This is a genomic window from Azohydromonas australica DSM 1124 (genome assembly GCF_000430725.1).
In the GTDB taxonomy this organism is placed as follows: Bacteria; Pseudomonadota; Gammaproteobacteria; order Burkholderiales; family Burkholderiaceae_C; genus Azohydromonas; species Azohydromonas australica.
The window spans coordinates 19581-32886 of record NZ_AUMO01000031.1; the positions used below are offsets into that span (position 1 = coordinate 19581).

The window sequence follows — 13306 nt, forward strand, 5'->3', positions numbered from 1 at the left end:
ATGAGCAAACCCACCACTGGTGACTTCACCAAGACCGCCGGCTGGCTCGACTGGTACGAGGGCCCGACCAAGCCCGCCTTCCAGGTGCCGCCCGGCAGCGTCGATGCGCACTGCCACGTGTTCGGCCCGGGCGAGAAGTTCCCCTTCGCGCCGGAGCGCAAGTACACGCCCTGCGACGCGTCCAAGGACCAGCTCTTCGCGCTGCGCGACCACCTCGGTTTCGCGCGCAACGTGATCGTGCAGGCCACCTGCCACGGCGCCGACAACCGTGCGCTGGTGGACGCGCTGCTGCACAGCGAGGGCAAGGCCCGCGGCGTGGCCACCGTCAAGCGCAGCGTCAGCGACGCGGAGCTGCAGGCGCTGCACGACGCCGGCGTGCGCGGCGTGCGCTTCAACTTCGTCAAGCGCCTGGTGGACTTCACGCCCAAGGACGAGCTGATGGAGATCGCGGGCCGCATCGCCAAGCTCGGCTGGCACGTCGTCATCTATTTCGAGGCGGTCGATCTCCCGGAGCTGTGGGACTTCTTCACCGCCTTGCCGACCACCGTGGTGGTGGACCACATGGGCCGCCCGGACGTGACGAAGCCCATCGACGGGCCGGAGTTCGAGCTGTTCCTGCGCTTCATGCGCGAGCACGGCAACGTCTGGAGCAAGGTGAGCTGCCCCGAGCGCCTGTCGGTGAGCGGCCCCCCGGCGCTGAACGGCGAGCGCAACGCCTACCGCGACGTGGTGCCCTTCGCGCGCCGCGTGGTGGAGGAGTTCCCGGACCGCGTGCTGTGGGGCACCGACTGGCCGCACCCAAACCTCAAGGGCCACATGCCCGACGACGGCCTGCTGGTGGATTTCATCCCGCACATCGCCCCCACCGCCGAGCTGCAGCGCAAGCTGCTGGTGGACAACCCGATGCGCTTGTACTGGCCCGAGGAAGTCAAGTGAATCTTTCGTTCGCCCTGAACTTGTCGAAGGGCTCTGCGCCGGCCGAGCGGCGGGGCTTCGACGGGCTCAGCCCGAACGGCCATTGCTGAAGGAGACACACATGGCACTCGACAAACCCTACAAGGACGTGCCCGGCACGACCATCTTTGACGCCGACCAATCCCGCAAGGGCTACTGGCTCAACCAGTTCTGCATGTCGCTGATGAAGGCCGAGAACCGCGAGAAGTTCAAGGCCGACGAGCGCGCCTACCTGGACCAGTGGGCGATGACGGAAGAGCAGAAGCAGGCCGTGCTGGCCCGCGACCTCAACCGCTGCATCGCCCTGGGCGGCAACATCTACTTCCTGGCCAAGATCGGCGCCACCGACGGCCGCAGCTTCCAGCAGATGGCCGGCAGCATGACCGGCATGACGGAAGAGGAGTACCGGCAGATGATGGCCGCCGGCGGCCGCTCCGCCGAAGGCAACCGCTTTGCCGGCGAGCATGGCGACGCGCAGCCCCACCGCCAGCCGCAGGGCGTGGCCGGGCAGAAAAAAGGCAACTGACATGGCCCGTATCACCGCATCCGTCTACACCTCGCACGTGCCGGCCATCGGCGCCAGCCTGGACCTGGGCAAGACCCAGGAGCCCTACTGGCAGCCGGTGTTCCAGGGCTATGACTTCGCCAAGCAGTGGGAGAAGGAGAACAAGCCTGACGTGGTCTTCCTGGTCTACAACGACCACGCCACGGCCTTCAGCCTGGACATGATCCCGACCTTTGCCATCGGCACGGGCGCGGAGTTCATGCCCGCCGACGAGGGCTGGGGCCCGCGCCCGGTGCCCAAGGTCATCGGCCATCCGGAGCTGGCCGCGCACATCGCGCAGTCCGTGATCCAGGACGACTTCGACCTGACCATCGTCAACAAGATGGACGTGGACCATGGCCTGACGGTCCCGTTGTCGCTGATGTTCGGCCAGCCCGAGGCCTGGCCCTGCCCGGTGATTCCCTTCGCGGTCAACGTGGTGCAGTACCCGGTGCCCAGCGGCCGGCGCTGCTTCAACATCGGCAAGGCCATCCGCAAGGCGGTGGAGAGCTATGACGAGCCGCTGAACGTGCAGATCTGGGGCACGGGCGGCATGAGCCACCAGCTGCAGGGGCCGCGCGCGGGGCTGATCAACCGCGAGTGGGACAACGCCTTCCTGGACAAGCTGATCGACGATCCGGAAGCCGCCGCCAGCATCCCGCACATCGACTACGTGCGCGAGGCCGGCAGCGAGGGCATCGAGCTGGTGATGTGGCTGATCGCGCGCGGCGCGATGAGCGATGTCAACGGCGGCCCGAAGCCGACGGTCAAGCAACGCTTCTATCACGTGCCCGCTTCGAACACGGCCGTGGGCCACCTCATCCTGGAGAACAACTGACATGAGCAACAAGACGATCAAGGTCGCGCTGGCCGGCGCCGGCGCCTTCGGCATCAAGCACCTGGACGGCATCAAGAACATCGACGGCGTCGAGGTGGTCTCGCTCATCAGCCGCGACCTGGAGAAGACGCGCGAGGTGGCCGAGAAGTACGGCATCAAGCACGTGAGCACCGATCTGGCCGACAGCCTGGCGCTGCCGGAAGTGGACGCCGTGATCCTGTGCACGCCCACGCAGATGCACGCCGCGCAGGCCATCGCCTGCCTCAAGGCCGGCAAGCACGTGCAGGTGGAGATTCCGCTGGCCGACAAGCTGGAGGACGCGCAGGAGGTGGTGCGGCTGCAGAAGGAGACGGGCCTGGTGGCGATGTGCGGCCACACCCGCCGCTTCAACCCCAGCCACCAGTGGATCCACAAGAAGATCGAGGCCGGCGAATTCAACATCCAGCAGATGGATGTGCAGACCTACTTCTTCCGTCGCACCAACATGAACGCCCTGGGCCAGGCGCGCAGCTGGACCGACCACCTGCTGTGGCACCACGCCGCGCACACGGTGGACCTGTTCGCCTACCAGGCCGGCAGCCCGATCGTGAAGGCCAACGCCGTGCAGGGCCCGATCCACCCGCAGCTGGGCATCGCCATGGACATGAGCATCCAGCTCAAGGCCGCCAACGGCGCGATCTGCACGCTGTCGCTGTCCTTCAACAACGACGGCCCGCTGGGCACCTTCTTCCGCTACATCGGCGACAGCGGCACCTACATCGCCCGCTACGACGACCTGGTCAGCGGCAAGGAGGAGAAGATCGACGTGTCCAAGGTGGACGTGTCGATGAACGGCATCGAGCTGCAGGACCGCGAGTTCTTCGCCGCCATCCGCGAAGGCCGCGAGCCCAACTCCAGCGTGTCGCAGGTGCTGGCCTGCTACGAGGTGCTGCACCAGCTGGAGCAGCAGCTCAACGAGGGCTGATCGCCATGCAGCAGCGTCGCATCGGTCCCTTCAGCGTCTCGGCCCTCGGCCTGGGCTGCATGAACCTCAGTCACGCCTACGGCGTGCCACCGCCGCCGGAAGAGGGAGAGCGGCTGCTGCTGCGCGCGCTCGACCTGGGCGTCACGCTCTTCGACACCGCGGCCCTCTACGGCTTCGGCGCCAACGAGACGCTGGTCGGGCGCGCATTGAAGCCCCACCGCGACCGCTTCACGCTCGCGAGCAAGGGCGGCATGGCCGGGGTCAAGGGCGAGGACGGCGTGACGCGCCGCGTCATCGACGGCCGCCCCGAGACCCTGCGCCGCAACTGCGAGGACAGCCTGCAGCGCCTGGGCGTGGAGGTGATCGACCTCTACTACCTGCACCGCCTGGACATGCAGGTGCCCATCGAGGAGTCGGTGGGCGCCATGGCGGACCTCGTGCGCGAGGGCAAGGTGCGCACGCTGGGCCTGTCGGAGGTGTCGGCCGCGACGCTCAAGCGCGCCCACGCCGTGCACCCCATCGCCGCGCTGCAGACCGAGTACTCGCTGTGGACGCGCAACCCGGAGATCGCGGTGCTGCAGGCCTGCCGCGAGCTGGGCGTGGCCTTTGTCGCCTTCAGCCCGGTGGGCCGCGGCTTTCTGGCCGGCGGGCTGACGGATGTTTCCACGCTGGACGCCAAGGACATCCGCCGCGCCATGCCGCGTTTCTCGCCCGAGCACTACGCGCGCAACCTGGCGCTGTTCGAAGGCCTGCGGCACATCGCCGAGGCTCGCGGCTGCACCCCGGCGCAGCTGTCGCTGGCCTGGCTGCTGGCGCAAGGCGAGGACATCGTCCCCATTCCCGGCACCACCAGCATCGCCCACCTGGAAGAGGACCTGGCCGCGGCGGACCTGCAACTGGACGCGGCCACGCTGGCCGAGCTGGATGCGCTGATCAACCAGCGCACCGTGGCCGGCGCCCGCTACAACGCCGCCACGCAGCAGGAAATCGACACCGAGGAGTTCTGAGATGTCTACGCGCCGCCGCCGCCTGGTCGCTGCCGCGACGCTGCTGCCGCTGGCCGGCACGGTGCGCGCGCAGCCGAAGTTCCCATCGAAGCCGATCACGCTGATCGTGCCCTTCGCGCCCGGCGGCGTGGCGGACCTCACGGCCCGCGCCGTGGCCGAGCCCATGTCCAAGAGCCTGGGCCAGACCATCGTGGTGGACAACCGGCCCAGCGCCGGCAGCATCGTCGCCTCGCAGGCGGTGGCGCGCGCCGCGCCGGACGGGCACACGCTGCTCCTGATGAGCAACAGCAACGCGCTGAGCGTGTCGCTGTTCAAGAAGCTGCCCTACGACACGCTGCGCGACTTCGCGCCCGTGGGGCTGCTGGGCGTGTTCGACATCGGCCTGTTCGTGCCCGCGGGCTCGCGCTTCAGCCGGCTCCAGGACCTGATCGCCCATGCCAAGGCGAACCCGGGCAAGCTGACCATCGCCACCATCTCCGCCGGCAGTACCCAGCACCTGGCGGCCGAGATGTTCAAGCGCGAAGCGGGCATCGACGCGCTGGTGGTCCCGTACAAGGGCTCGCCGGCGGTGGTGAGCGCGCTGCGCGGCGGCGAGGCCGACGTGGCGTTCGAGATCCTGGCGCCGGTACTGGGGCAGGTGAGCGGCGGCGTGCTGCGGGCGCTGGCCGTGTCCTCCGACAAGCGCAATCCTGCGCTGCCGCAGGTGCCGACCGTGCAGGAGTCCGGGGTGCTGCGCTACGCGGTGGCCTCGTGGAACGCGCTGGCGGCGCCCGCGGGCACGCCGGCGGCGGTGATCGAACGCCTGAACCAGGCCACGCGCGAGGCGGTGGCTGATCCTTCGGTCCAGAAGCGCCTGGGCGCCCTGGGCGTGCGCCTGGCTTCCGGCACGCCGGCGCAGCTGGGCGAGCTGCTCAAGAGCGAGATCGCGCACTGGGGCACGGTGATCCGGGCGGCCGGCATCCAGCCGGAGTAGGGCGCCGGGGCCGGCTGCGGATTCCGGTTCGCCCGGCGCCGTGGGAGACGGCGACACCGGCACGTCGGCTGCTCGCGAACCCGCGCGAGACCCCGGGCGGCCCGCCAGGCGCGCCTGCAGCGGCCACCGGCCCCGGTCCTTTCACCCTGTCGGCTGGAGGAATCGCCATGGAGCAGACGAAGCAGGCAAGCCGTACCCGGCTGCTGCTGGGCATCGGCGTCGGGGCCTGGCTGGTCTACGCATGGGGCCGAAAACGTGCAGAAGGAGCTGCCATGGACCACCCGAATTTCCGACCGGCGCACCGCGAACGCCTGTACGACACGGACGGGCAGCGCGTCGCGGGCACTGCGCAAGGGACGCCTTCCCGCGCTGGCGAACAGGGGCGGCAGCAGGACCGTGAAGCGCCCGCCCACGGCACGGCGCCGGGCGACTTCAGGCATGGCGGCCTGAGCGTGCGGGGCCACGTGGCCGAGGCGCCGCACCTGGCCGCGTCCGAGCCGTCAGGCCAGGGCCGACCGGCGGCCGATGCGGGCCGGTACCAGGGCGGTGACTTCGGCGGCGGCTTCCAGTCGTGGGGGCACGTACCCGAGGCACCGCAGGGCCACCGTTCTGCCGAGGCGCGGGAGGACGTGGACTTCGACCCCGACTACCTCCAGTGGCGCGAGGAGCAGCTGCGCCAGCTCGACGAGGACTACCGCGCGTGGCGGCGGCACAAGTTCGCGGAGGATTTCAAGCAGTGGCGCACGCGGTCGTCCGGCGGGGCGGGTTGAGCATCGAGCTGCGTTTCCGGATCAACCTTCGCGCCACAGCGCCGTCATCGCCGCGCTGAAGCGCTGCGCGATGGCCTCGGCCGCCGGGTGGCGGCCCTCGCGGACCACCCAGCGCCCGGCCACCAGCACGTCGCGCCAGGGCCGCGTGGGTCCGGCGAACAGCAGCGCATCCAGCAGCCGCCCGGGCGGCACGCCCAGCAGGCCGTCCGCGCCGGCATCCGCCACCAGTGCATCGGCCCGCGCGCCTTCCACCAGGCCCCAGCCAGGCTCGCCGGCCGCGCGGGCGCCCGCGTGCACCGCCACGTCCAGCAGGCGCGCCGCGGTCGAAGGCTGGCCCGTGCCTGGCGCCGCGGCCAGATTGCGCCGGCGCAGGTGCAGGCGCTGGCCGTACTCCAGCCAGCGCAGCTCCTCCACCGCGTCGCGCGAGACCTGGCTGTCCGAGCCGATGGACACGCACACGCCGGCCGCGAGCCAGCCGGGCAGGTCCGCCAGGCCGTCGCCCAGGTTGGCCTCGGTGGAGGGGCACAGCACCACGCCGGCCTCGCTGGCGTCCACGGCCGCGATCTCCTTGCGCGTGGCGTGGGTCGCGTGCACCAGGTGCCAGCGCGGGTCCAGCAGCCCCTGCCCGTACAGCCACTGGATGGGCCGTTCGCCGGTGGCGCCCAGGCACTGCTCGACCTCGGCGGTCTGCTCGGCGACATGGATGTGGATCGGCCCCTCGAAATCCTCCGACAGGTCGCGCAGCGCCAGGATGGACGCCGGCGCCGCCGCGCGCAGCGAGTGGATCGCCAGCCCGGCGCTGAGCAGCGGCCGGCCGGCGTCCTGGACCTGCCGCGCCGCCTCCCACACGCCGCGCGCGTCCAGCGCGAAGCGGCGCTGCTGCTCGCTCAGGGCGGGCAGCGTGAAGCCGGCGCGCTCGTACAGCACCGGCAGCAGCGTGAGCCCGATGCCGGCCTCGGCCGCCGCGTCCGCCAGGGCCCAGCCTAGCGTGAGCGGATCGGCGTAGGGACTGCCCTCGGGGTCGCGCTGCAGGTAGTGGAACTCGCACACCTGCGTGTAGCCGCCGCGCAGCAGCTCCACGTAGAGCTGCGCCGCCACGGCGCGCAGCTGCTCGGCCGTGATGCGCGAGGCCACGCCGTACATGCGTTCGCGCCAGGACCAGAAGTCGTCTTCCGTTGCGCCCTCACGCGTCTCCGCCAGCCCGGCGAACGCGCGCTGGAAGGCATGGCTGTGCGCATCCACCAGCGCGGGCAGCAGCGGGCCGGCGGCGATCTCCGCGCCCGGCGGCGCGTCCATGTCCGGCGTGATGGCCAGCCAACGCCCGTCGCGGCCCACTTCCAGCAGCACCCGCTCGCGCCAGCCACCGGGCAGCCAGGCGCGGGGCACCCAAAGTTGAGACAGCATCGAAGTCTCCAGGGCTGTGCAGTGAGGCAGCCAGGGTACGCCGCCAGGCGCTTTTTCCACGCTCGCGTCGCATGTTTTCTTGCTCCCGGCGTGTCGCTAGCATCCGCTGCAGTGCGCCGGCGGCGGTTCCCTCATGAACCGACGCCGTGCCGGCTTGTCTTTCCCACCGCGTAGGAGTTCTCATGAACCACACGCTCGATCGACACAGCCTCCACCGTCCGCATTCCTCGGCCGCACCCGGCGTGCGAGCCATCGCGACGGACCGCCCTCTGCACTGGCTGCGCCAGGGCATGCAAGACGTGCTGCGCACGCCCGCGCCCAGCCTGGGCATGGGCGTGCTCATCGCCGCGGTCGGCATGCTGCTGAGCACTGCAGCCTGGAAAGCCACTTACATCGCGCCGGCGCTGCTGGGCGGCTTCCTGCTGGTGGGGCCCTTCCTGGCCATCGCGCTGTACGGGCTCGCGAGCCAGATGGAGGAGGGCGAGGCGCCGCACCTGCGCGACTCGCTGTTGGCCATCCGCGCCAATGCCGGCTCCATTGCGCTGTTCGGGCTGATGCTGGCGCTGACCTACATCTTCTGGGAGCGCATGGCTGCGATCCTGTTCGCCTTCTATTACAGCGGCGAGGCCATCCACTTCTCGCAGCTCATGGCTGAAGTGCTCTCCGGCCAGTACCTTGGGCTGATGCTGGTCTTCCTGGGCGCCGGCGCGCTGCTGGCCGGCGCGGTGTTCGCGCTCGGCGTGGTCAGTGCGCCGATGCTGGTGGACCGCCCGGTGGACGTGATCACCGCCGCGCTCACGAGCCTGCGCTGCTGCCTGCGCAACCCGCTGCCCATGCTGCTGTGGGCCGCGCTCATCGCGGGCCTGACGCTGCTGGGCTTCGCGACGCTGATGCTGGGCATGATCTTCGTCTTCCCGCTGCTGGCGCATGCGAGCTGGCACGCCTACAGGGACATGGTCGAGGACTGACTCGCGCCTGCCGTGGCAAGGGGGTTGATGCCGCCGCCGGGATCAGTCCCGGCGGCCAACGCGCGGCCTACAGTTGCTGGCCCATGCAGCGCGCGTAGCTGGCCGGGCAGGCGGTTTCCAGGCCGCCCGAGGCGTTCGCCGGAAAATCCGGCGAACGAAACATGGCGAGCACCTTTTCCCACGGCCGATACGTCGTCTTCAGCACGCGTTGCCAAAGGATGTAATTGCTGTGCAGGCGGTTGCGCGCCAGGTCGTAGAGCTCGCGCGCTGGCGGTGGATCCCACGGGCCGCCCAGGGATCTCGCGTAATAGCAATCCGCCTCCACCTGCATGCCCACCGGTACCCGGCCTCGGGCCTGCTCGATGAGCGGGTACACACGTGTGTCATGGTCCCTGTCGTCGAGAAATACATCCGGTCCGCCAATGCCGACGCCCTTGTCCAGCAGGTTCTGCGTCACTGCCGGCGTATACGTATAGGGAAAATTCACGTACTGGATCACCACGGTCCGGGGAAAAGCCTGGCGTGCCGCAGCATCCACCCGCATCAGGTTGTCGTAAAACCCGGCCCGCTGGGCCTCGGGCATGGGAATCACCGGTTGGCCGAAAGCTGTCTCGTTGATGATCAGCATTTCGAACCACGGATTTCCATCGTAGCGCGCGGCCAGTACCTTGATGAGCTTGACCAGCCGGTAATAGGTATTGTTGTCCCACAGCGTGATGTTGTCGCCGATCATGCCCTTGAATTTGGCCACCAGGAATACGCCACCGTCAAACCATGGCGTTCGCAGGTAATCCGGTGCCGCCACCCCGGCGCGGAAATTCTTGGTGGTCAGCAGCAAGCCGAAGCGCTTTTTATGGGCTGCGGCCTGCTCCAGATAGCGGTCGATGCGGCTGAAGTCATACACATCTTTCTGCGGTTCCAGTTGGCGCCAGAAAACGCGCAGCACAGCGCCTTTGACAACCGGCACGTCCTGTATTTCGTCCAGGCCCGCGTGGAATTCGCTGTCCTCCACGTCGGCGGCAAATCCCAGGTAATGGCCGGGGTTCCACTTGACGGTGCCCGTGGCGGCCTCGGGCTGGGTGCTTGGTAACAGCATGCTGGGGGTTTCGAGCCGGTTTTCGGTGCCGGCATCGCCGCCACCGCCACAGCCGGCCAGCAGCAGGACCTGCAAGGCGAGCAAAAGCCCCAGGACCATAACGGATGGTTCCATGAAATGCTCCCATTGTTATGAAAATGACTGCGGTACGCCACGGGAACCCCAGCTGATAAAAAGTAGTGTGGTACCGGGTCGGCAGCAAGTTTCCAAGCTGCTGTTTCGTGATCAATATCAAATTTTCCAGAACTCCGTGTTGGGTCTGAAATTAGTATGGACTTACTGCGCTCACGGCGCCCGGCTGCCGCGGCATGCGTCATGGGTGTGCTTGAACGACCCGAATTCTCGTCTCCAGGCGACAGCCAAGCGGGTGCAGGAGGGCCGTGCGGCGGCGTTGGGGCGAGGGAGCCTACGGCACCCCGTCCACCGGCACTTGCGCGTGGGGTAGCGTGCGCAGCGCCTGGCGCAGCGGACCACCGACGATGCCTGCCAGGCCGTCCCGAATATTCAAACCTTGGAGTTTCAACGGCTGTCGTCCAAAGCGAAGCGGCCTGAATTTCAGCGAGCGCCTAACTGCCTTTTCGACGCAGGGTTTACGGCCTGTCGCGAACTGGAGTATTTTGCTGAAAAGGTGTCTCGGGTTCTTTGAGTTTGAGGGGGGCTCCGCCCAGCGCGCCATGAGCATTTTCAGTCGTCGCCTGATGTCAGGCCTGGTAATGGTCGTGGTCTTGTGGCTGGGGGGCTGTGGCGGCGGTGGAAATTCGGCCGGGTTGACGGCCGCGACCACGACGTCCATGGAATCCGGCCAAGCACAGAGCGGTGGGGAAACGCTTTTGACGGGTAAAGGGCCCGAGGCCTTTTCGCAGGTGCCGCTTCAAGCCTCGCCGCAAGCGCGCCAGCCCGTAGCGGAAACGGCGCAAGGCGTGGGAGCATCCGTGCCGGAACTCAGCCTTGCGCCGGGTGTCATGAAATGGAATCCCGGCCACTACGTGGTACTGGATTCCGAGACGAGGGAAGCCACCTTCGATACCACCTTGAACGAGATCCGTCCCTTGCCCGTGGTGAAAGGCATCGTGCTGCGCGCCTACTGGTCACAGTTGGAGTTGGAAAAAGGGGTGTACCGCTTTGGGCGTATCGACCGGTACCTGGCCAAGGCGGCAGCGCAGCACAAGCGCTTTTTCGTGCTGCTGAGCATTCGCGGATTCAGCGAGGGCAAGGTGGCGCCGGCATACCTGCGCACGCCTTACTACGGCGGCGGTGTCTACAAGTTCAAGAACCAGCGGGATACTTTCGGGGAAAACCTCGCGCTCTGGAACGAGCATGCGCGCAATCGCCTGATCGCACTGGTCCGCGAGCTGGCCCGGCACTACAACGCCAACCCGAATTTCGAAGGCGTGATCCTGGCGGAAACGGCCTTCGGGCAACCCGTGGACCCCATCACCGAGGAGCAGAAGGCCGGGTATTACGCGGGCCTGGCGCAGGTTGACACGGCAGCGCGCAAGGCATTCTTGAATACCGTGGTGATCCAGTTCGTGAATTATCCCATCGGTTACACACCGGGTATCGTCGAGAACCTGCTGGACAAGGGCATAGGCTTGGGTTCACCGGATGTCTACCTGGACGACCCCCAGCACGAGAAATTCATCTACCCGTTCAACGACCAGGCGCAGGGCCGGGTGCCCATCGGCATGCAGGTGGAGCACCACTCCTACCGTTCGACCTACGTGGGCGGCCCCTTCGATCCACCGCCGGTTCACGATATCTACGTGTTTGCCAGGGACCGCCTGCACAGCAATTACGTCTTCTGGCAGCGTGACCTGCGCGAACCTTATTTCGCCTGGACCAAGGTACTGCGGATGTTCCGTTCCGCCGATTTTCCCGACTCGTCCTCGGGCGGGCTGAGCGCCCGGTGCCCCGCGAAATACGTGCGCTGCGTGAGGCAGGGGTCCTGAACCGGCGCTGGCCGCTCCAGCGCCGCCACCGCTTGGCGCCGCAGTGGCGCGCTCAGGCCCAGGAACGGGAGCTGGTCGCGCATGCAGGCGCGCATCTGCCACGCGGCCTGCGCGTCGGCCAGCGATTCCAAGGCCTGGCGGACCTGGGCGACGTGGTAGTCGGCTGACTGGAGCTGGGTGGTGGCACCGCTCATGCCGAGCGCCACGCCTGCACTGCTTCCGGGATTTCTTCCAGCGCCGCCACCCGCAGCACGCCCTCCAGGGCGCGGCGGCCCAGCGCGGGCGCGGCGCCGCCCACCCACAGCGCCACGCCGGCCGGCAGCAGCGTGCGCAGCTGCGCCAGGCTCGCCAGCACCAGGTTGCGCTTCTGGCAGCCAGTGACGCTCAGCGCCACCACCTCGGCGTCCCAGGACGCGGTGGCGGCCACGATGTCGTCCAGCGGCACCTGCGTGCCCAGCGACATGCAGGCGCAGCCTTCCAGGCTCAGGACCGTCTGCGCCATCAGCAGCCCCAGGCCGTGCGGCTCGCCAGGCAGCGTGGCCAGCAGCACGCGCGGCCGGCCCGCATGCGCGGGCAGATTCCCCAGCGCCGCGTGCAGCGTGGCCTGAACGCATTCAGTGAACAGGTGCTCCTCGAAGATGCGCAGTTCGCCGTGCAGCCAAGCCTCGCCCACGCGCCGCGCCATCGGCGCCACCACCTCGATCACGAAGCCGCGCAGCCCATGGCGCGCCTGCGCCACCGCCAGCGCTTGGCGCAGTGCGGCGGCATCGTGGCTGCGCAGCAGCGCGATCAGCCCCTGGACCTCGTCGCTACCCTCCGCGGCCGGACCCGAAGGCGCTGCCGCCGTGGCCCCCGGCGCGCGCTGCGCCGGGCCCCCCGCGCCCAGCAACGTGCGCAGCTCGTCCATCGGGCAGGGCACCAGCCGCCCCGGCCGGTGGCCGGCGTCCATCAGGCGCCGGATCAGCCGCAGCTTCTCCACCTGCTCCGGCGCGTAGCTGCGCTCGCCCAGCGCGTCGCGCCGCGGCTGCGGAAAGCCGTAGCGGCGTTCCCACATGCGCAGCGTGTCCTTGCTCAGGCCGGTGTCGCGCTCCACGTCGGCGATGGACAAAACGGTACTCATACCCCTGATTGTCCTGGACAAATCTTGATGCGCACCCCGGACATCGCCTAAGATGCCCAGCAAACGATGTTTGTCTTAGACAAAACATCGTTTGTCCAAGCAGATGCAACCTTGCCTCTCTACACCGACCAGGAGATCGACATGAACAAACTGTTGTCCGCTGCCATCCTGACGCTGGGCCTGGCTTCCGCCGTCCAGGCGGCCGACATCGTGGACACCGCCGTGTCCGCAGGCACCTTCAACACGCTGGTGACGGCCGTGAAGCAGGCAGACCTGGTGGCCACGCTCAAGGGCAAGGGCCCCTTCACGGTGTTCGCGCCCAGCGACGAGGCCTTTGCCAAGGTGCCCAAGGAGCAGCTGGAGGCGCTGCTCAAGGACAAGGCCAAGCTCACCCAGGTGCTGACCTACCACGTGGTGCCGGGCAAGGTGATGGCCAGCGACGTGAAGGCGGGCAAGGTGCCCACGGTGCAGGGCGGGGCGCTGACGGTGTCCACGCAAGGTGGCGTCTCGGTGGACCAGGCCAAGGTGGTCAAGACCGACATCGTGGCCGACAACGGCGTGATCCACGTCATCGACCGGGTGCTGATGCCCCAGTGAGCCTGCAACCGGCCCAGCGGGCCGGATTTCCTTCAGGCATGACGAAACCCGTGGCGCGACCCGCCACGGGTTTTTGCTTTTGAATTTCCGGATATTCATTTTGCCAGCACCGCGTGTCCGAT

General features: G+C 68.2%; 13 protein-coding genes and 1 pseudogene. 10 read left to right on the plus strand and 4 right to left on the minus strand.

Annotation, left to right across the window (positions count from 1 at the left end):
- From H537_RS0102970 to H537_RS0103000, 7 genes are all read left to right on the plus strand, one after another.
- Positions 1-936: an amidohydrolase family protein gene (locus tag H537_RS0102970; protein ID WP_028996701.1), complete on the plus strand. Its 936-nt coding sequence runs from the start codon at positions 1-3 to the stop codon at positions 934-936.
- Between the two features lie 100 nt (positions 937-1036).
- Entirely contained in the window at positions 1037-1480 is a 444-nt protein-coding gene (gene ligA / locus H537_RS0102975) for a protocatechuate 4,5-dioxygenase subunit alpha (protein ID WP_028996702.1), read from the plus strand.
- Between the two features lies 1 nt (position 1481).
- Positions 1482-2336: a class III extradiol dioxygenase subunit beta gene (locus H537_RS0102980; RefSeq protein ID WP_028996703.1), complete on the plus strand. Its 855-nt coding sequence runs from the start codon at positions 1482-1484 to the stop codon at positions 2334-2336.
- 1 nt (position 2337) lies between these two features.
- Complete coding sequence (locus tag H537_RS0102985) at positions 2338-3300, plus strand: Gfo/Idh/MocA family oxidoreductase (protein WP_028996704.1); 963 nt, start codon at positions 2338-2340, stop codon at positions 3298-3300.
- Positions 3301-3305: 5 nt separating this feature from the next.
- A complete protein-coding gene (locus H537_RS0102990; protein WP_028996705.1) occupies positions 3306-4307 on the plus strand; it encodes an aldo/keto reductase in 1002 nt (333 codons plus the stop codon).
- Position 4308: 1 nt separating this feature from the next.
- Complete coding sequence (locus H537_RS0102995; RefSeq protein WP_028996706.1) at positions 4309-5280, plus strand: Bug family tripartite tricarboxylate transporter substrate binding protein; 972 nt, start codon at positions 4309-4311, stop codon at positions 5278-5280.
- Positions 5281-5447: 167 nt separating this feature from the next.
- Entirely contained in the window at positions 5448-6050 is a 603-nt protein-coding gene (locus H537_RS0103000) for a hypothetical protein (RefSeq protein WP_028996707.1), read from the plus strand.
- A gap of 21 nt (positions 6051-6071) precedes the next feature.
- Here the strand turns inward: H537_RS0103000 and hutF are convergent, their stop codons facing one another.
- Positions 6072-7454, minus strand: a complete 1383-nt coding sequence (gene hutF, locus H537_RS0103005; RefSeq protein WP_043458112.1) for a formimidoylglutamate deiminase — start codon at positions 7452-7454, stop codon at positions 6072-6074.
- A 182-nt stretch (positions 7455-7636) separates the two neighbouring features.
- Here hutF and H537_RS0103010 point away from each other — a divergent pair, with 182 nt between their 5' ends.
- Positions 7637-8422: a DUF2189 domain-containing protein gene (locus H537_RS0103010; protein WP_028996709.1), complete on the plus strand. Its 786-nt coding sequence runs from the start codon at positions 7637-7639 to the stop codon at positions 8420-8422.
- A gap of 67 nt (positions 8423-8489) precedes the next feature.
- Here H537_RS0103010 and H537_RS0103015 read toward each other — a convergent pair whose 3' ends face one another.
- A complete protein-coding gene (locus H537_RS0103015) occupies positions 8490-9632 on the minus strand; it encodes a hypothetical protein (RefSeq protein ID WP_156901359.1) in 1143 nt (380 codons plus the stop codon).
- A 560-nt stretch (positions 9633-10192) separates the two neighbouring features.
- On the opposite strand from H537_RS0103015, the gene H537_RS55345 reads away from it, so the two are divergent.
- Positions 10193-11467, plus strand: coding sequence for a hypothetical protein (locus H537_RS55345; protein ID WP_238446590.1), 1275 nt, complete (start codon positions 10193-10195; stop codon positions 11465-11467).
- Between the two features lie 29 nt (positions 11468-11496).
- On the opposite strand, the pseudogene H537_RS56230 reads toward H537_RS55345, so the two are convergent.
- Both H537_RS56230 and H537_RS0103030 read right to left on the minus strand, forming a co-directional pair.
- A pseudogene (locus tag H537_RS56230) lies at positions 11497-11661 on the minus strand (DNA alkylation repair protein); the annotation flags it as partial.
- Complete coding sequence (locus H537_RS0103030) at positions 11658-12587, minus strand: MerR family transcriptional regulator (RefSeq protein ID WP_043458113.1); 930 nt, start codon at positions 12585-12587, stop codon at positions 11658-11660. The gene H537_RS0103030 and the pseudogene H537_RS56230, both read right to left, overlap by 4 nt.
- A 141-nt stretch (positions 12588-12728) precedes the next feature.
- On the opposite strand from H537_RS0103030, the gene H537_RS0103035 reads away from it, so the two are divergent.
- Positions 12729-13184 carry a fasciclin domain-containing protein gene (locus tag H537_RS0103035; RefSeq protein WP_028996713.1) on the plus strand — a complete coding sequence of 152 codons (456 nt, stop codon included), beginning with the start codon at positions 12729-12731 and terminating at the stop codon, positions 13182-13184.
- Positions 13185-13306 lie beyond the last annotated feature (122 nt).

Excerpts from the sequence above, each read along its gene's own strand:
- H537_RS0102970 (WP_028996701.1), top strand. The coding sequence starts at position 1 with ATGAGCAAACCCACCACTGGTGACTTCACCAAGACCGCCGGCTGGCTC.
- ligA (WP_028996702.1), top strand. The coding sequence starts at position 1,037 with ATGGCACTCGACAAACCCTACAAGGACGTGCCCGGCACGACCATCTTT.
- H537_RS0102980 (WP_028996703.1), top strand. The coding sequence starts at position 1,482 with ATGGCCCGTATCACCGCATCCGTCTACACCTCGCACGTGCCGGCCATC.
- H537_RS0102985 (WP_028996704.1), top strand. The coding sequence starts at position 2,338 with ATGAGCAACAAGACGATCAAGGTCGCGCTGGCCGGCGCCGGCGCCTTC.
- H537_RS0102990 (WP_028996705.1), top strand. The coding sequence starts at position 3,306 with ATGCAGCAGCGTCGCATCGGTCCCTTCAGCGTCTCGGCCCTCGGCCTG.
- H537_RS0102995 (WP_028996706.1), top strand. The coding sequence starts at position 4,309 with ATGTCTACGCGCCGCCGCCGCCTGGTCGCTGCCGCGACGCTGCTGCCG.
- H537_RS0103000 (WP_028996707.1), top strand. The coding sequence starts at position 5,448 with ATGGAGCAGACGAAGCAGGCAAGCCGTACCCGGCTGCTGCTGGGCATC.
- hutF (WP_043458112.1), bottom strand. The coding sequence starts at position 7,454 with ATGCTGTCTCAACTTTGGGTGCCCCGCGCCTGGCTGCCCGGTGGCTGG.
- H537_RS0103010 (WP_028996709.1), top strand. The coding sequence starts at position 7,637 with ATGAACCACACGCTCGATCGACACAGCCTCCACCGTCCGCATTCCTCG.
- H537_RS0103015 (WP_156901359.1), bottom strand. The coding sequence starts at position 9,632 with ATGGAACCATCCGTTATGGTCCTGGGGCTTTTGCTCGCCTTGCAGGTC.
- H537_RS55345 (WP_238446590.1), top strand. The coding sequence starts at position 10,193 with ATGAGCATTTTCAGTCGTCGCCTGATGTCAGGCCTGGTAATGGTCGTG.
- H537_RS0103030 (WP_043458113.1), bottom strand. The coding sequence starts at position 12,587 with ATGAGTACCGTTTTGTCCATCGCCGACGTGGAGCGCGACACCGGCCTG.
- H537_RS0103035 (WP_028996713.1), top strand. The coding sequence starts at position 12,729 with ATGAACAAACTGTTGTCCGCTGCCATCCTGACGCTGGGCCTGGCTTCC.